Below are 17,420 nucleotides of genomic sequence, written 5' to 3'. Positions count from 1 at the left end.
GTTGTCCGCCGCCCCGCAGCGTGGCGCCAAGCCGCATTGCAGCCCACGGTCAAGGCAGTTCCAGCACCCGCTTGGCAATGATGTTGAGCTGCACCTCCGAGCTGCCGCCGGCAATCGTGTAGCTCTTGGAGCGCAGCCAGGCACGGCCTACCTCGATCTCGTCGGCCGTGAAGTCATCGCCGGCATCCCAGCCCAGGCCACGCAGGCCCAGCGCCTGCTGCAGCAGCTCGTACTTGGCAACCTCCTGCTCGGTCTGCACCAGCTTCATGATGCTGGAGGGGCCGGAAACATCCTGGCGCGCCAGCGCCTTTTCGGTCACCCGGCGATGGGTCAGGGCGAAAGACTGTGCATCCATCAGCAGTCCAGCCAGCTTGTCGCGCAGTGCGCCATCGCGGACCTGCCCCTGGTCATCCACCATATAGGGCAGTGCGGTCCTGAGAGCATCGTGCGAGGGCGCGCCGCCTTCCGTGAACTTGGACATGGCCGCACGCTCATGCTGCAGCAGTTTCTTGGCCAGCGACCAGCCTTCGCCTTCCCTGCCCACCAGCTGGCGCACAGGCACCCGCACGTCGTCAAAGAAGACCTGGCAGAAGCTGGACTTGCCACTGATCAGCTCTATGGGCTTGACCGTGACGCCCGGGCTCTTCATGTCGATCAGCAGGAAGCTGATGCCGTCCTGCTTCTTGCCTTCGCTGCTGGTGCGGACCAGCGCGTACATCCAGTCACCCTTGTCTCCGTCCGAAGTCCAGATCTTTCCCCCGTTGACGATATAGGCCTCGCCCTGCTCGTCCGTCACGCGCCTGGCCGAGGTCTTGAGGCTGGCCAGATCCGAGCCGGCATTGGGCTCCGAAAAGCCCTGGCACCAGCGCTGCTCGCCGCGCATCATGGGCAGCAGATGCTCGAGCTTTTGCTCGTGCGTCCCCACCTCCACCAGGACCGGCCCCAGCATCCACACGCCCAGGTTGTACTGGGGCTGGCGGCAACCGAGACGGGCCATCTCCGTGTCCAGGATGCGGGCTTGCTTGGGAGAGAGGCCTCCACCGCCGTATTCACGCGGCCAGGACGGCGCGAACCAGCCGCGGTCGCGCATGCGCTCGAACCACAGTTTCTGATCCTCGCTCGTGAACTGCAGCCGGGAGCTGCCCCAGACCATCTCCTCGGAGACAATGGGGCGGCGCATGCTCGCAGGACAGTTCTCCTCCAGCCACTGCGCCACGTCTTGTTTGAATGTTTCCAGTTCCGTCATGGCTTCCTCACCTCGGCCAACGAGAAATATGCAATCTTGCCTTCACCCGCGGTGCGCAACAGCACTCCATCCTGGTGAAGCAGGTTCAAATGGGCTATCGTTTCCCCTAGGGCCATCAGGCGATCCACGGGACTGCGCAGCCGGGGAAAGAGCACCGGCACCAGTTCGGCCGCCGTTGCGCACCCCACCTGGCCCAGATGCCCGGTCAGCAGCGCAAACTGCTCGGCATGGTGCTCGTGCACCTGGACCAGACGCTCGTGCAGGCCGTAGAACACGCCCTGATGCGATGGCAGCACCAGGGTGTCGGCCGGCAGCTCACCCAGTCGATGCAGCGAATCGATCCAGAGCTTGAGCGGATTGCCCTCCGGCTCGATGGGGCTGACCATCACGTTCGAGGTGATGCGCGGCAGCACCTGATCACCGGCCAGCAAAATGCCCTCGTCCTCGCAATACAGACAGGCATGCTCGGGCGAATGTCCCTCGCCCAGCACAATGCGCCACTGGCGCTCCCCGATCTGCAGCAGCTCGCCCGGATGAATGCGCTGGTAATGGCTGGGCTGCCTGGGCATGAACGGGTCCTTGCGCATGGCAGTCAGCATGCTGTCCAGCTCCTCGCTGCTCACCCCTGCACGCACATAGAACTCGCGATGCGCCTCGGGCAGCGGATCGGGCGGCGGCCCCATCAGCGAGCGCAGCATCATGAACTCGCCATAGGTCATGAGCAGCGGCACGCCAAAGCGCTGCTGCAACCACCATGCCGCCCCCGCATGGTCATAGTGGCAGTGGGTGCAGATCACGCGGGTCAGCGGCTGTCCGGCCAGCTTCTGCGCAAAGATCTTCTCCCACAGCTCGAAGGTGGCAGGGATTCCCAGCCCCGTGTCCACCAGCGCCCAGCCGTCGCCGTCCCTGAGCAGATAGACATTGATGTGATCCAGGGCCATGGGCATGGGCATGCGCAGCCACAGCAGGCCGGGCACGATCTCCACATGGCTGCCATCGGCTGGCGGCGGCTCGAAGGGGTAGCGCAGCACCTCTGCGGGCTTGGCCCGTACGCGCTCCTGCGCGACGGCGCTAGCCACGCAGAGCCTCTTCAAGTGCGGCGGCAGTCAGCGGCACATAGGTCTGCAGCCTGTCATTGCGCACAAACAGCGGATCGGCGCCGGGAACGCCGTCATAGCCCTGCTTCTGCAGATCCACCTTGCGCAGCTTGTAATTGCCGGTCATGTCCGGCGTATCCATCAGGCGCACGAACAGCGGTGCTGCATAGCGTGGCAGGCGGGAGATGGCCAGCTCCCAGAAGGCTCCGGGGTCAAACCCGGCACCCTCATGCATCACCATGGCGGCCATGCCTGCACGACCGCCATGGCCGGGAACCTGCACGCCATAGACGGTAATTGCATCCAGGCCCTTGAAGTCCCCCAGCGCATCGCCGACCTCCATGGTCGATACGTTCTCGCTCTTCCAGCGGAAGGTATCGCCGATGCGGTCCACAAACCAGCAATAGCCGTCTTCGTCGCAACGCAGCAGATCGCCCGAGGTCCACCAGACATCGCCCGGCTGGAAGACATTGCGCAGCAGCTTCTTCTCGGAAGCTTCCTCGCTGGTATAGCCTTCGAAGCGCCCGGCGACCACGCCCGGATACTGAATGACCATGCCTATGGCTTCGCCGGGCTCGTTCACGCCGGCCAGCTGCAGAAATCCGTTCTCGTCGCGGATGTAATCGCCTTTTTCCTGGTCGTAGCGGACCAGGCGCAGATTGGTTTTCTCCCAGAAGGGCACACGGCCGCAGGAGCCGATCCGATTGTCAAGATTGATGGTGTTGGTGTTGGACTCCGTCCCGCCCCAGCCCTCGTAAATCTGGAACACGGCGCCGAAGCGCGAGGTCCATTGCTGCCAGATCTCCGGCGTGAGCCCGGTTCCAGCCATCTTGCGCAAGCTGTGCTCCCGGTCCTGGTCGGTCGCAGGCGCGCTGAGCAGAAAGCGGCAGATCTCCCCCACATACTGGCAAAAGCTGATGCCATGCGTGCGGATATCGCGCCAGAACTCGCTGCGGCTGAACTTGCGGCGCACCACGATGCGCGCGCCTGCAGCCATGGCGGTTGCGGTCAGCGACATGGAAGCCGCACCATGGTAGAGCGGCAGAAAGCAGTAAAAGCAGTCGTCCCGGGTGATTTCCCAGAGCAGCTGCATGGAGTCTCCCGCCATCAGCCAGCGGGCATGGCTGATGACCGCAGCCTTGGGCAGGCCCGTGGTGCCGGAGGTGAAGATGTACTGGGCCGTATCGCCGGCCAGCACGCCCTCGCGCCATGCAAGCGGTACGGGTGAGTCGTCCTGGCTCGCGGCCAACGCCTGCAGATCCGGACCGAACTGCGACAGAACTTCCGCTTCCGCGGGCCTGTCCTCATCCGGCCAGTGCCAGTAGTTCAGTGCGGTGTTCAGACCTTCGGTCTGCGCAAAGCGCTGCACACATTCCTCGCCCACGATCACATGGCCGGCCCTGGTCACCTCCAGCGCGTGCGTCAGCGGCTTGCCCGTCACATGGGTGTTGATGAAGGCCACCACGGCCCCCAGCTTGGCCACGCCGAACCAGGCAAAGAAAAAGGCGGGACGATTCTCGATGGCCATGGCCACCACATCGCCTTTTCTCACTCCCTGCCCGTGCAGCGCACGAGCCACCTGATCGGCGCGCTGATTGAACTGCGCGTAGGTGTAGCGCACATCGCCTTCGGTCAGAAAGATGCGCTCGCCGAAATCTCGCGCACAGTCCTCCAGGCGATCGGCCATGGTGTAGGGCGTATCGGCCATGTACTTGGCCGCAATGGGCGCGCGACGATCCAGCTTGAGCTGGGTCTGCTCGCGCGACACCACAGTCGTGTCGCTCATCACATGTCTCCTTGGTTTTTTTGTCTTAGATCAGCGCTGAGGACGTGGCATGCCGAGGCCGAACTGGGCAATCAGCTCGCGCTGGATCTCGTTCGTGCCGCCACCGAAGGTGTTGATGGTGGAGGCGCGCAGCTCATACTCCAGCTCGCCCATCAGATAGGACGCCGCCGAGCCGCCACGCACCAAAGCGCTGCTGCCCACGATGTCCATCAATCGATGCAGCACCTCGACCACGCCTTCCGAGCCATAGACCTTGGTGGCAGAAGCCAGGCTCACATCCATGGCACCGGCTTCCAGACTGGCAGCGATGCGGAAGTTGGTCAGCCGCATGGCTTCAAGGCGGGCATAGCACTCGGCCAGGCTGCGCCTGACCCATGCCTGATCGACAGCGCGCCGGCCCTGCTCGTCCCTGGCCTTGGCCCACTGCAGCACCTTGGCGAAGGGGCCGAACACTTTGTCCGACCAGGCCCCCAGACCCAGGCGCTCGTGGTTGAGCTGGGCGGTGATCAGCTTCCAGCCCCCATTGAGCTGGCCGATCAGACGTGCTGCGGGCACTTCAACATTGTCGAAATACGTGGCTGCCGTGTAATTGCCCACGGTCTGAATCAGCGTGTGCGAAAAGCCCTTGTCCCGGGCATCGACCACCATGATGGAAATACCTTTGTGGCGGGCCAGCTCCGGGTCGGTGCGGGCAGCCAGCCATACGTAGTCGGCCGACTCGATGCCTGAAGTCCACAGCTTCTGGCCGTTGACCACAAAGTGCCCGGTCTGCAGATCGCCCTGCAGCTGGGCCTGCGTCTTGAGCATGGCGAGGTCGGAGCCGGCACCGGGCTCGGAGTAACCAATGGCGAAGATGATGTCGCCGCTGGCCATGCCCGGCAGAAACTCCTGCTTCTGCGCCTCGGTGCCATACTCCATCAGCGCGGGACCGACAGTGCTGATGGTGACGAAAGGCAGTGGAGCCCCGGCGATATTCGCTTCCTCAAAGAAGATCAGCTGCTCGGTGGCCGACAGGCCCTGGCCGCCGAACTCCTTGGGCCAGCCAATCGCCAGCCAGCCATCGCGCCCCATCTTGCGGATCAGCTCGCGGTATTCGTCGCCGCCCTCGGCACCGCGCATGCGGGCCTTGAGCTCGGGCGTCATCAGCGCCTGAAAGTAGTCGCGGCACTTCAGGCGCAGCGCATGCTGCTCGGGAGTCAGGTCAATGAACATGAATGTCTCCTTGCCATCAGGCCTCGTCGCCCAGAATCAGGCCGCTGGTGGGCACGCCGGTACCGGCGGTCACCACCATGTTGTGCACGTCCTTGACCTGGTTGACCGAAGTGCCACGAATCTGACGCACCGCTTCGGCAATGCCGTTCATGCCGTGGATATAGGCCTCGCCCAGCTGACCGCCATGGGTGTTGACGGGCAGGGAGCCGCCGCGCGCATGCTCGCCGCCGCGGATGAAATCCTTGGCCTCGCCGCGCTTGACGAAACCGAACTCCTCGAGCTGAGGCAGCACAAAGGGCGAGAAATGGTCGTATAGCACCGCGCTTTGCACATCCTTGGGCGTCAGGCGGCTTTGCTGCCACAGCTGGCTGGCCACATGCCCCATCTCGGGCAGGCCGGTGATGTCCTCGCGGTAGAAGGAAGTCATGGACTGCTGACCGTCGGAGATGCCCTGGGCTGCAGCCTTGATGTAGACCGGCTTGGCCTTCATCTCGCGGGCACGGTCGCTCGATGTGATGACCATGGCCACGGCACCGTCGGACTCCTGACAGCAGTCCAGCAGGTGCAGCGGCTCGCAGATCCAGCGGCTGGCCTGGTGCTCCTCCAGTGTGATGGGCTTGCCGTAGAAGAATGCGTTGGGATTGGTGGCGGCAAAGTCGCGCACGGCCACGGCCACACGGCCGAAGTCCTCGCTGGTGGCACCGAAGCTGTGCATATAGCGGCGCGCAAACATGCCCACCCAGGATGCCGGTGTGTGAAAGCCGTGGGGCATGTACCAGCCATAGTTCACATTGTCAAAGAATGGCGTGCTGCCAAAGCCATAGCTGCCGGTGCCGAAGCGGTACCAACTGCGCTCATTCATGGCGCGGTAGACCACGACCGTCTTGGCAATGCCCGTGGCCACGGCCATGGCCGCATGCAGCACGGGGCCGCAGGCCGCACCACCACCATGCGGTACCTGGGAGAAAAAGCTCACATTGCGAGCCCCGAGCAGGCGGGCGATTTCATACTCGGGAACCTTGTCCACGGAGTACGAGGAAAAGCCGTCCACCTCCTTGGGGTCGATGCCGGCATCGCTGAGCGCAGCCAGCGTCGCCTCCATGGCCAGACGCAGCTCGGTACGGCCCGAGTTCTTGGAAAATTCTGTTGCACCCAGACCCACAATGGCGGCGCGACCGGAAATATTCATATCGTTCACAGGAATGTCTCCGCTTGTTGTTCTTAGGCCAGGGCCACTTGCACGGTGCCGCTGACATGAGAGCCCATGGAATTGCTGCCCTTGAGCGTGATCTGAACGCTGCGCGTGGCCTCGTTCTTCTCGGTCACGGAGCCCGTGAACTTCATGGTGTCGCCGGGATAGTTGGGCGCACCCAGCCGAATCTTGAGATCCATGAGGCGCGCCTCGTCGCCAGCCCAGCTCTCGACAAAGCTCTGCACCAGACCGTTGGTGGTCAGGATGTTCATGAAGATATGGGGCGAGCCCAGCTCGCGCGCAGCATCGCGGTCGTGGTGACCGGGGAAATAGTCGCGCGTGGCGATGGCACCGCCGGCAATCAGCGGCACGGTGATGGGCACGCTCACGGATTGCAGCTCGTCGCCCACGTTCACCGACTCGAAGCGAATAGATTGATTGGCCATGTTGTTGTCTCCTTAGCGGTCTTCGGGCAGGTCGTACTTCCAGCCGAGCGTGTCGTTGTCTGCGAGCCACTGGCCCAGCGCTTCCAGGTGCTGTTCGGCACTGCCGAGCTCGGCAGCCAGCGCACGGCACCAGAACATGAATCGGTGGATGTGATAGGTCACGTCCACCCCCATGCCACCATGCACATGCTGTGCAACGCGGCCCACCTTCAGGCCCAGCTCGTTGGACTGGGCACGCACCGCATGGGCCTGAGGCACGCAGGGCAGGCCGGCATCCAGACGCCAGACCAGCTGGCTCAGCGCGCTGCGCTGTGCCTGCATGAGGATGTAGCCGTCGGCCATCTGACCCTGGACCAGCTGGAAGCTGCCTATGGGTCGGTCGAACTGCTTGCGCTCGCTCACATACTCGACCGTGCGACGCAGCTGCTCCTGCGTCACGCCCTGCTGCAGACTGGCCAGGCAGGCGATGGCCGCCTCATGAACCCAGTCCAGCGCGCGACCGCCCAGCACGGCCAGCACCGGTGTGTTGCGGAAGCTGATGTCTGCCACCGCGCAATAGTCCTCGCGCATGCCAGCCACGCGACTGACGCCATCGGCCTGCAAGCTCACCAGCACCAGCCTGATCTCGTCGCCCGCCGCCGCCGCCACCAGAGCCATCTGGGCCTGCTCGCCCAACGGCACGGCTTGCAGCTGGCCTTTGAGTCGGTCACCCTGCAACTGAAGCGCCGGCCCGCGTGTGGCCACGGCAGCCTGCAGCGACAAAGCCAGCAGCTCGCCCTGCATGGCTGACTGAACGACTGCGTCCTGCCCTTCGGCAAACCTGACAACTGCGGCTGCGGCGACCTGCTGCTGCCACAGCGGCACCTGCGCCAGCGCACGGCCCTGCTGCTCCAGCACGGCCAGCATCTCGCTCATGCCCAGACCCAGACCCCCTGCGGCTTCCGGCACCAGAATGCTGTGCAGGCCTGCAGCCACGCACTGCTGCCACAGCTCCTGCATAAAGGGCTGACCCGAGGCATCGTGCTCACGCAGCTTGTCGTCCGTGCAATAGTCGGCGAACAGGCTTTGCGCCATGTCGGCAAACGCACGCTGGTCTTCACTGAGTTGAAAATCCATGACGGCCTCCTCGCATCAGGCCACGGGGCGGAACTGGGCCAGAGTCAGATCACCATCAAAGGTGTTGAACTCCACCTGCACCTTCTGGCCGATCTGCACCTCGCCGGGCTTGACGCCGACCAGTTGGGCGATCACGCGCACGCCCTCCTGCAGCTCCACCAGGCCGATGGGGTTGGGGTGGTCGAAAGGCGGAACTTCGGGGTAGTGCATGACCACGAAGGAGTACACCGTGCCCTGGCCACTGGCCTCGACCGTGTCCCAGTCGAAGGAATGGCATTGGGGGCAGACGGGACCTGGTGGGTGGTGCAGATCGCCGCAGCTTTTGCAGCGCTGAATCAGGAGCTTTCCTTCCTTGAGTCCTTCCCAGAAAAAGCGGTTGTCATCGCTGACACCGGGAGCGGGTCGCTTGATCTTCGCGGCCGCCGTCGGCGCAGGTTCGGCCTTTTGCACATTGGCGGGTCGGAACTTGAAGACGCGGAACATCAGCTGGCCGACCTTCTCGTCTTCGCCGCCCGGGGCCTTGATCGAGAAATACTCCATGATCTGAGTCACGAAGTAGCCTGTTCCCAGGGCCGTGGTCTTCTCTTCGCTGATGGCTTCCAGGCGTGTCGTGTAGTACAGATCCTCGCCCTCGAGCACATCGCGCTCGAAGCTCAGCTCCGAGTTCACCGCCACGGTGGAAGGGAAGCCCTGTGCCTCGATCAGCTTCAGAACTTCATAGGGATTCTCGGTCGTGGAGCCGGGCGGGTAGTTGTTCTGCACCGGCCCTTCCATGCACCAGACCTGCAGCATGGCAGGAGGCGCAACGGTCTTGCCCTCCCTGTCGGTCTTGACGGCCACGCCCATCAGCTCGCACCACTGACGAATCATGGGGCTGTTGACCTTGTCCCAGGCATAGACACGCCCGTATTGCTTGCCCACATAGCTGCGGACTTCTGCCATCCAGTCTTGATCGGTCAAGATTGTCTCCTTTGAAATTCAGTGTTTCTGCGGTACGGATTCCGAGTTCGAGGCACTCAGGAATGCGGGGCGCTCGCCGCCGCCGTGCAGCAGCAGATTGGTGCCGCTCATGTAGGAAGCGCTCTGCGAGGCCACATACAGGCAGGCGTTGGCAATGTCCTCGGGTTCGGCCAGGCGGCCCGCAGGAATGGTCTGCGCGACCGAGGCGATACCGGCCTCGTCCCCGAAGTGCAGATGCGACTGCTCGGTGCGCACCAGCCCGGGGCTGACGGCCACCACCCGCACCTTGGGTGCCCACTCCACCGCCAGAGAGCTGACCAGGCTCAGCACCGCAGCCTTGGCTGCGCCGTAGGCCGCCGTACCGGGCGAAGGGCGCAGCGCGCTGATGCTGCCGATGCAGACAATCACGCCGCCACCGTCCTGCTGCTGCATCACGGCATTCGCGGCCTGAGAGGCGTGCAGGGTCGAAAAGAGATTCAGGCGCAGCACGCTTTCATGAAAGCGCGGCGATACCGTGGCCGCATCCACATGGGGAGCGCCGCCCGCGTTGTTGACCAGAACGTCCAGGCGACCATGGCGGCGCTGCACCTCATCGACCATGTCCTTGACGGCCTGGGCCTCGCGCACATCGCAGGCCATGAAGTCCGCGCGGCGACCGCCCGCACCGGGCAGCGCTTCGGGTTGCTGGCGCCCGCAGACCACCACCGTGGCGCCTGCGGCGAGAAATCCCTGCGCAATGGCCTTGCCTATGCCCTTGGTGCCGCCGGTGACCAGCACCACCTTGTTTTGAAAGTCGTTGTTCGTATCCATGGCTGCCAATTTAGATTTCGGCACCGGCAGCAGATACGTCCAAAAGGACGATGTTGGTCTCTTGCCTGAAAACGACCATCGACCCTGTTCAACTCCTTGGGAAACCTAATGTCAGCAACGCCTACTGCTATTGAAAACACGAATTCCGCGCAGGAGGAACTGCTGGTTCGGCAGCAGGACAATGGCGTGGCGGTGGTGCAGCTCAACCGCCCTCAGGCCACGAATGCACTGAGCCTGTCCCTGCAGGCCGCGCTGTCCACAACCTTCACCGCGCTGAGCGCAGACGCCAGCGTGCGCTGCATTGTTCTGACCGGCGGCGACACGGTGTTCGCAGCGGGCGGCGACATCCGGAGCATGGACTCCTGCGGCCCCATAGAGATCATGAAGCGCCACACGGAGCGGGTCTGGGCGCCGATCGAGAAATGCCCCAAGCCCATCATCGCGGCGGTCTGCGGCTATGCCTTTGGAGGCGGGGCCGAGCTGGCCATGCATTGCGACATCATCATTGCCGGCCGCGGTGCCAGCTTTGCCCAGCCCGAAATTCGCATCGGCATCATGCCCGGCATCGGCGGCACCCAGCGTCTGGTGCGTGCCGTGGGCAAGTTCCAGGCCATGCGCATCCTGCTGACCGGCAAACCCGTCAGCGCCGACGAGGCCTGCGCCATGGGTCTGGTCAGCCTAGTCTGTGCAGACGATCAGGTAATCCCTGAGGCTCTGAAAATGGCAAAACTCATCGCCGCCATGCCGCCGCTGGCCGTGGAGCAGATCAAGGAAGTGGTGATTGCCGGCATGGATGCCTCGCTGGATGCCGCCCTGATGCTGGAGCGCAAGGCCAACCAGATTCTGTTTGCAACCCGGGACCAGAAGGAAGGCATGCATGCCTTCATCGAGAAACGCCAGCCGCAATTCAAGGGGGAATGAGTGCTTTCTGCCTCGGATCCGGGAGCACTGGCAGAGGACTATCTCTCAGTCATGCGACATGCAGCCATCGGCAAAATCCGACCACAAGGGCCGGGAGTCCAGGTGCACATGCTTTTGCTGTGATGCCTTGAAAGGCGAGTCCAGTGTGCCCAGCGCTATGCATATCCAGTCGGCCCAGTCGCCGGCCTGCCTGGACCAGAACAGCGACGAGCCGCAGTGCTGGCAGAACTGCCTGTGCACGGACGCCGAAGAGGCATAGGACTTGATATCGCTCTGCCCGGAGACTATGCACAAGTCCTTGCGCGGCACGGCGCCATAGCTTGCGAACGCGGAGCCATGGCTTTTGCGGCACTGCCCACAATGGCAGTGAGTCACGGCCCTGGGCGGCGACAGCAGTCGATAGGCGACTCTTGCACATAAACAGCTTCCCAGGTAGTTCTCGGGCACGACTCGGTCTCCAAATCTTCTATTCAAAAACAGGGCCGCAGGCCTCACCTCTGCCGCTGCGCGCCTGCATGCCCAATACCGCTCACCCCGGGAAATCCGGATGGATTCCTCTGGATCGAAGCCTGCTCAGAGCATCATGCCGCCAGAGACTTCAATGCGCTGGCCCGTGACCCAGTTGTTGCCATCCGCCAGCAAGGCGGCAACTGCGGCGCCCACATCGTCGGGGCGGCCCACCCGGCCCATGGCAGTCAGGCCGCTGATATGGGCATTGACCTGTGCATTGTCGCGCACCACGCCGCCACCGAAATCGGTCTCTATGGCGCCGGGAGCAATGGTGTTCACGGCGATGCCGCGTGCCCCCAGTTCCTTGGCCAGATAGCGTGTCATCACTTCGATACCGCCCTTCATCACCGCATAGGCGGCATAGCCGGGGAAGCTGAAACGTGCCAGCCCGGACGAGGTATTGACGATGCGTCCACCGTCCCTGATCAGGGGCAGCAGTTTTTGCGTCAGAAAGAACGTGCCCTTGAGGTGAATATCGACGAGCAGATCGAACTGCTCTTGCGTGGTCTCGGCAAACGGCGCCACCAAGCCGATGCCGGCATTGTTCACCAGATAGTCGAACTGCTCGCGCTGCCAGGTGTCGGCCAGCACGCCCCTGACACGTTCGGCAAACGCAGCAAAGCTCTTGCTGTCGCCCACGTCCAGGCGCAGCGCCACGGCGCGGCTGCCCAGCGCCTCGATGCGGGAGACCAGCTCCTGCGCATCGCTTTCGCTGTCCTTGTAAGTGACGATCAGATGAACGCCGAGTTCGGCCAGTTTGAGGGCTTCGCTACGGCCCAGGCCACGGCTTGCGCCGGTGATCAATGCGATACGGAGTGAAGATGCTTGCATGTCGGTCTCATGGAGGATGTCAACAAGCCAGGACTTTAGGTGTTCTCAATCCATGAATAAACACCTTGATAAAGATCTCACTGTTCACTTTGAAAATACAATCAAGAGCATGGACTTCAATGCGCTTCATGTGTTCACCCGCGTTGCCGAGCTCTCCAGCTTCACCCTGGCCGCAGACCAGCTCGGGCTGACCAAAAGCCGTGTGTCGACCGTGGTCCAGCAGCTGGAAAGGCAGCTCGGAACCCGTCTGCTGCAACGCACCACCAGACATGTGCGGCTGACTGCCGATGGCGAGCAGTTCCTCGAACGCAGCAAGGAGTTGATGGCCGACCTGGAACAGCTGCAAGCCATGTTCCAGCCCGCCACCAGCGGACTGCGGGGCAGCCTGCGCATCGATATGCCCAACACCCTGGCCCGAGACGTCGTCCTTCCGAAACTGCCCGAATTCCTCTCGGCCCACCCTTTGCTGGAAGTAGGCATCAGCACCAGCGACCGCCGCGTGGATGTGGTGCAGGAGGGCTTTGACTGCGTGGTGCGCATCGGCCCGCTGGCAGATACCGACTTGATCGCCCGCACGCTCGGCGCGCTGGAGATGTGCAACCTGGCCAGCCCCGCCTATCTGGAGCGCCACGGCACACCCGCAACACTGGCCGATCTGTCACGCCACCGGATCATTCACTATGCAAACCAGCTCGGACGGCATGGCGCGGGCTGGGAGTATCAGCGTGGCAGGGAGACCGCCCTGCAGCCCATGCGCTGCGCACTGGTGGTCAACGGCACGGATGCCTACCAGGCAGCCTGTCTTGCCGGTCTGGGCCTGATTCAGGCACCCGTCAGGGGTGTGCGCCATCTGCTGGATCAGGGTCTGCTGGTCGAGGTCATGCCCGACTTCAAGGCGGCGCCCATGCCGGTGTCCCTGCTCTACCCGCATCGCAGACATATTGCGCCGCGGGTCACCGCTTTCCTGAACTGGATCACCGAGGTGCTGGAGCCCCATCTGACAGGCATGCACCGCTCTTGATGCCCGGCCCCCGGGGCAAGCATGCTTGGTGCCCATAATCCGGCGATGACTTCCATTCGAGCTTCCCGCCCCGACGAAGGGGCACGAGCGATAGAGATCTGGCGCCATGCCGTTGATGCCACGCATGACTTTCTGAGTCCGCAGGATCGCGCCGAGATTGATGAGATGGTGTGCGGCTTTCTGCCAAACGCCCCGCTGTGGTTCGCTGTCGACGAGCAGGACCATCCCCTGGCCTTCATGCTCATGGACCAGGGCCATATGGAGGCGCTGTTTGTGGACCCTGCCTTCCGGCACCGGGGCCTCGGTGCGGCGCTGGTGCGCCACGGCCTGACACTGCACCCCGAGATGAGCACCGACGTGAACGAGCAGAATGCGCAGGCAGTGGGCTTTTACGAACGCCTGGGCTTCAAGCGCACGGGCCGCTCTGCGCTCGACGGGCAAGGCCGCGCCTACCCCATCATCCATCTGAAATACGCCAATCCCTGAAGGCCCGGCCTGGCTGGACCAAGCGCCGATCCAGCCCGACTCAATGCATTCAGCGCCTCATATGCTATTTAAACAAGAGCACATAGCGCATTCCCATTATTGATTTCAGCTATAAAACATTTAAAATTTGAATGCAGTCAATCGTAAGCCGCTTCTGAATACAGAGCATGACAGACATGGGACGCTGCGGCTCGGCAGCGCCATGGCTTCTGCAGCTCCGGGGCAAGCTCGCCATAGACCGAGCGAAGCGATGCGAGATCGGCGCTGCGCCTGCGCTGCAGAATCCTGGTATCGGCGCCTGTGTCAAAAGAACCGTCATGGCCTGTGACGTAGCCTGAAGAGCTTGCTCAGACGCCGGCGTGAATATTCTTCTCGCCAAACAAGGCGCGCATGCTCACCACCTTGCCTGCCTCGTTGAAGCGAAAGTGATCGATGGGCGCAATCACGGTCTTGCGGCCCTGATACTCGAAACTGACGATGAAGGCGAAGGCCGCTTCGTCGGCAACCGCGCGCACCTCCTGCGTCAGCTCCACCGCCAAGGGCAGCTTGAGCGAGTTGGCATAGAACGCGCGAATCGCCTCCCTGCCGCGCCGGGGCTCGGAGCCCACGGGGTCTTCCACCGTGGCGTCATCGGCAAACAGCGCGACGATGCCGTCCAGATCGCCGGCGTTGAGCGCAGCCACATAGCGCTGCACAACTGCGGTCATATGTTCAACAGAGTTCATCTCAGCTCCAGAATTCCAGAATAAGGCGCTCCCGAGCAAGACGGCCCCAGGTCTAAGGCAGCCAGGCTCCTGTCTCCCGGGAGCAAGCCACAAGGCGGCTCAGGGGGAATCAGAATCCCGTCGGGCGCATCACCGCGTCGATACCGCCATCGATCACGATCTGCGCGCCATGCACATAGCTGGCGGCCTCACTCATGAGAAAGGCGATGACGGATGCCATTTCGGCGGGCTCGGCGCGACGGCCCAGCGGAGGCACGAACTTGGCAATGGATTCGCCATAGCGCGGGTCCTGCAGGCCCGCCTGCAGCAAAGGCGTCTCGGTCGCGCCGGGGGCGATGGTGTTCAGGCGCACGCCGGCCTGGCCCCATGCCGTGGCGCGCTTGCGCACGGCCACCGTGAGAGCGTTCTTGCTGCCTGCATAGGCCAGGTTGCCGCCCTGCTCCCCCGCCTGTTCGACAATGGCGCGGGCCTTGGCTTCCTCGCCGGCTTCCAGTGCCGGTGCCAGCGGGTTCCTGTCGTGCGCCAGATGCGCGGAAGCCACGGACGAGATGACGACGGCAGCGGGCTGGCGGCCCTGTTCCAGCAGCGGCAGAAAAGCGTCCAGCAGCTCGGTCGCGCCAAAATAATTGACCGAAACCACATTGCCGACTACCTTGGTCTGCGGCCCCAGGCCGGCACACAGCACCAGGCCGTCCATGCTCTTGCCGCACCTGGCCTGCACATCGGCGACCGCCTGGCTGCGGCCCTGGGCCGTCGAGAGGTCGGCGATCACTTCTGCATCGCGGACATCGATGCCGACGATCTGGTGGCCGGCCGCCTCCAGGGCCTTGCGTGTGGCGGCGCCGATGCCGGTGGCGCAGCCGCTCATCACGATGATGGACATGTCTTGTTTCCTTGGGTCTGGGTTGTGATGGCGCACATCAAAGCCCATCACGAAAAGTCAGACTACATGCAAACGGACGATGTGATTCCCCTAGGGAGAATTTACCGTGGCCATTTCTACACTGGCGCAACGTTTGCGTGTGAGGAAACCAGCCATGTCCCCCCATCTCTTCCAACCCATCACCATCGGCCATCTCACCCTCAAGAACCGGATTCTGATGGGCTCCATGCATACCGGGCTGGAGGATCAGGCTCAGGGTTTCGAGAAGCTGGCCCTCTTCTACACCGAGCGTGCCCGGGAGGGGCTGCAGCTCATCGTCACCGGCGGCTTCGGCGTCAACGAGTACGCACTGGGCATGCCCGAGCATGCCGAGTTCTCGACGCTGTGCACGCACGAGCAGGCGGCCCGGCATCGCCTCATCACGGACGCAGTGCATGCCGAGGGCTGCCACATCCTCATGCAGCAACTGCATGTGGGCCGCTACGACCACGGCAGCGGCGGCGTCTCGCCCAGCAGCGTGCTCTCCAAGCTCAGCAGCCGCAGCTCGCGCGAACTCAGCGCGGCCCAGATCGAGCAGATCATTGCCGACTATGTACGCTGTGCCTGCCTGGCCCGTGAAGCCGGCTATGACGGCGTGGAAGTCATGGGCGGCGAGGGCTATCTGATCAACCAGTTCCTGGCGCCGCTGACCAACTTCCGCACCGACGAATGGGGTGGCGATGCCACCGGCCGCAGCCGCTTTGCGCTGCGCATCGTGCAAGGCATACGCGCGGCCGTGCCCGAGAACTTCGTCATCAGCTTTCGCCTGTCCCTGATGGATCTGGTCGAGCATGGCAGCCACTGGAAGGAAGTGCTGGACCTGGCCCGCCAGCTGCAAGCCGCTGGCGTGGACCTGTTCAACACCAGCGTGGGCTGGCATGAAGCGCGCATTCCCACCATCGCCATGATGGTGCCGCGCGCGGCCTTCAGCTGGGCAGCCGAGCAGCTCAAGCATGCGGTCAGCGTTCCCGTGGCGGCCAGCAACCGCATCAACACTCCCGAAGTGGCCGATGACCTGATTGCCCAGGGCCATGCCGACATGGTGGCCATGGCCCGCCCCTTTCTGGCCGACCCGGCCTTTGTGCGCAAGGCGCAGGCAGGCCAGAACAGCGCCATCAACACCTGCATTGCCTGCAACCAGTCCTGTCTGGATCGCATCTTCACGCGCCAGCAGGTCAGCTGCCTGGTCAACCCCAGAGCCTGCCGGGAATGGGAATGGCCCCAGGAAAAAGCCGCAGCACCGCGCAAGATCGCCGTGCTCGGCGCGGGCCCCTCGGGACTGGCCTGCGCGCGCGAGGCGGCCGACCGGGGCCACAAGGTGACGCTGTTCGAGCCCGGCATCCGCATCGGCGGCCAGTTCTTTCTGGCGCAGAAAGTGCCCGGCAAGCAGGAGCTGGGCGAGACGCTGCGCTATTTCGAGCATGAGATCCAGCGCCTGGGCATAGAGCTGCGGCTCAACACCACACCGGACATCGACACCTTGAGCGGCTTTGATCATGTGGTCGTGGCCACGGGAGTGACACCGCGGCGCAGCGGCATCGAGGGCGAGAACAGCTCCAAGGTGGTGGACTATATCGAGGCATTGCGCAGCCCCCGCTTTGTCGGCGAACGCGTGGCCATCGTGGGCGCGGGGCCGCTGGGCTTTGACATGGCCGAGCTGCTGTCCCATCACAAGGCCGACGACGGCAGCGTGGCCGCCTTCGACCGCGAATGGGGCATCGATCCAGAGCGCCAGCTGCGCGGCGGCATCAAGGCCAGCGAGAAAGCCGATTCGCCGCGTCAGATCTGGCTGCTTCAGCGCAGCAAGGCGGCCATGGGCAGCAGCCTGCCCACCACCACGGGCTGGATCCGCCGCGCCCGGATCAGGAACAAGAGCGCACGCATGTTCAACGACGTGGAATACATCCATATCGACGACAACGGCCTGCACTTGCGCATACGCGGCGAGCAGCGCTGCCTGAGCGTGGACCACATCGTGGTCTGCGCCGGACAGGAGTCGCACGACCCCTGGTCGCCCAGGCTTCAGGCCTGCGGTATTGCGCATACCGTGATTGGCGGTGCACGCAATGCGCACAAGATTGATGCTGCGAGAGCCATCGAGGAAGGCGCCGAACTCGGCCGCAAACTATAGGAGACAGC

At 63.5% G+C, this 17,420-nt stretch carries 17 protein-coding genes; 4 read left to right on the top strand and 13 right to left on the bottom strand.

The window, feature by feature from the left end; translation table 11 throughout:
• Nucleotides 1–49: 49 nt before the first annotated feature.
• The 9 genes from FSY59_RS01070 to FSY59_RS01030 are packed head-to-tail and all read right to left on the bottom strand — an operon-like array spanning nucleotide 50 to nucleotide 9,865.
• The gene (locus FSY59_RS01070; protein WP_050872711.1) at nucleotides 50–1,246 is read right to left on the bottom strand and encodes an acyl-CoA dehydrogenase family protein; all 1,197 of its coding nucleotides are present in this window, start codon (nucleotides 1,244–1,246) and stop codon (nucleotides 50–52) included.
• Nucleotides 1,243–2,325 (bottom strand): MBL fold metallo-hydrolase, encoded by a 1,083-nt coding sequence (locus tag FSY59_RS01065; protein WP_003057325.1) that lies wholly within the window; start codon nucleotides 2,323–2,325, stop codon nucleotides 1,243–1,245. The genes FSY59_RS01070 and FSY59_RS01065 overlap by 4 nt, the downstream gene beginning before the upstream one ends.
• A complete protein-coding gene (locus tag FSY59_RS01060; protein WP_148728317.1) occupies nucleotides 2,318–4,129 on the bottom strand; it encodes a long-chain-acyl-CoA synthetase in 1,812 nt (603 codons plus the stop codon). Before FSY59_RS01060 ends, FSY59_RS01065 begins: the two co-directional genes overlap by 8 nt.
• Nucleotides 4,130–4,159: 30 nt before the next feature.
• On the bottom strand, nucleotides 4,160–5,341 hold the full coding sequence (locus FSY59_RS01055) for an acyl-CoA dehydrogenase family protein (RefSeq protein ID WP_003057330.1): 1,182 nt from the start codon (nucleotides 5,339–5,341) through the stop codon (nucleotides 4,160–4,162).
• A gap of 16 nt (nucleotides 5,342–5,357) precedes the next feature.
• Nucleotides 5,358–6,530, bottom strand: coding sequence for a lipid-transfer protein (locus tag FSY59_RS01050; RefSeq protein ID WP_043005774.1), 1,173 nt, complete (start codon nucleotides 6,528–6,530; stop codon nucleotides 5,358–5,360).
• Between the two features lie 32 nt (nucleotides 6,531–6,562).
• On the bottom strand, nucleotides 6,563–6,979 hold the full coding sequence (locus tag FSY59_RS01045; RefSeq protein ID WP_003057334.1) for a MaoC family dehydratase: 417 nt from the start codon (nucleotides 6,977–6,979) through the stop codon (nucleotides 6,563–6,565).
• Nucleotides 6,980–6,991: 12 nt separating this feature from the next.
• Nucleotides 6,992–8,095 (bottom strand): acyl-CoA dehydrogenase family protein, encoded by a 1,104-nt coding sequence (locus tag FSY59_RS01040; protein ID WP_003057337.1) that lies wholly within the window; start codon nucleotides 8,093–8,095, stop codon nucleotides 6,992–6,994.
• 15 nt (nucleotides 8,096–8,110) lie between these two features.
• Nucleotides 8,111–9,055 carry a Zn-ribbon domain-containing OB-fold protein gene (locus FSY59_RS01035; protein WP_003057339.1) on the bottom strand — a complete coding sequence of 315 codons (945 nt, stop codon included), beginning with the start codon at nucleotides 9,053–9,055 and terminating at the stop codon, nucleotides 8,111–8,113.
• Nucleotides 9,056–9,073: 18 nt separating this feature from the next.
• Nucleotides 9,074–9,865 carry an SDR family oxidoreductase gene (locus FSY59_RS01030; protein ID WP_003057341.1) on the bottom strand — a complete coding sequence of 264 codons (792 nt, stop codon included), beginning with the start codon at nucleotides 9,863–9,865 and terminating at the stop codon, nucleotides 9,074–9,076.
• 108 nt (nucleotides 9,866–9,973) lie between these two features.
• On the opposite strand from FSY59_RS01030, the gene FSY59_RS01025 reads away from it, so the two are divergent.
• A complete protein-coding gene (locus tag FSY59_RS01025; protein WP_043371379.1) occupies nucleotides 9,974–10,786 on the top strand; it encodes an enoyl-CoA hydratase in 813 nt (270 codons plus the stop codon).
• A gap of 45 nt (nucleotides 10,787–10,831) precedes the next feature.
• On the opposite strand, the gene FSY59_RS01020 is transcribed toward FSY59_RS01025, so the two are convergent.
• Entirely contained in the window at nucleotides 10,832–11,233 is a 402-nt protein-coding gene (locus tag FSY59_RS01020) for a GFA family protein (RefSeq protein ID WP_148728316.1), read from the bottom strand.
• 126 nt (nucleotides 11,234–11,359) lie between these two features.
• The gene (locus FSY59_RS01015) at nucleotides 11,360–12,127 is read right to left on the bottom strand and encodes an SDR family NAD(P)-dependent oxidoreductase (RefSeq protein ID WP_148728315.1); all 768 of its coding nucleotides are present in this window, start codon (nucleotides 12,125–12,127) and stop codon (nucleotides 11,360–11,362) included.
• Between the two features lie 109 nt (nucleotides 12,128–12,236).
• Here FSY59_RS01015 and FSY59_RS01010 point away from each other — a divergent pair, with 109 nt between their 5' ends.
• Both FSY59_RS01010 and FSY59_RS01005 read left to right on the top strand, forming a co-directional pair.
• Entirely contained in the window at nucleotides 12,237–13,148 is a 912-nt protein-coding gene (locus FSY59_RS01010) for a LysR family transcriptional regulator (RefSeq protein WP_148728314.1), read from the top strand.
• Nucleotides 13,149–13,193: 45 nt separating this feature from the next.
• Nucleotides 13,194–13,634 (top strand): acetyltransferase, encoded by a 441-nt coding sequence (locus FSY59_RS01005; protein WP_148728313.1) that lies wholly within the window; start codon nucleotides 13,194–13,196, stop codon nucleotides 13,632–13,634.
• Nucleotides 13,635–13,981: 347 nt separating this feature from the next.
• Here the strand turns inward: FSY59_RS01005 and FSY59_RS01000 are convergent, their stop codons facing one another.
• Both FSY59_RS01000 and FSY59_RS00995 read right to left on the bottom strand, forming a co-directional pair.
• Complete coding sequence (locus FSY59_RS01000; RefSeq protein WP_003057354.1) at nucleotides 13,982–14,359, bottom strand: steroid Delta-isomerase; 378 nt, start codon at nucleotides 14,357–14,359, stop codon at nucleotides 13,982–13,984.
• A 109-nt stretch (nucleotides 14,360–14,468) separates the two neighbouring features.
• The gene (locus FSY59_RS00995) at nucleotides 14,469–15,242 is read right to left on the bottom strand and encodes a 3-alpha-hydroxysteroid 3-dehydrogenase (RefSeq protein WP_003057355.1); all 774 of its coding nucleotides are present in this window, start codon (nucleotides 15,240–15,242) and stop codon (nucleotides 14,469–14,471) included.
• 154 nt (nucleotides 15,243–15,396) lie between these two features.
• On the opposite strand from FSY59_RS00995, the gene FSY59_RS00990 reads away from it, so the two are divergent.
• On the top strand, nucleotides 15,397–17,412 hold the full coding sequence (locus FSY59_RS00990) for an NADPH-dependent 2,4-dienoyl-CoA reductase (protein WP_148728312.1): 2,016 nt from the start codon (nucleotides 15,397–15,399) through the stop codon (nucleotides 17,410–17,412).
• Nucleotides 17,413–17,420: the final 8 nt, after the last annotated feature.

This window comes from Comamonas sp. Z3 (assembly GCF_008121565.1).
GTDB lineage: Bacteria > Pseudomonadota > Gammaproteobacteria > Burkholderiales > Burkholderiaceae_C > Comamonas > Comamonas brasiliensis.
Note: the sequence above shows the minus strand (reverse complement) of the source record. Positions and strands in the feature narration are given on the sequence as shown.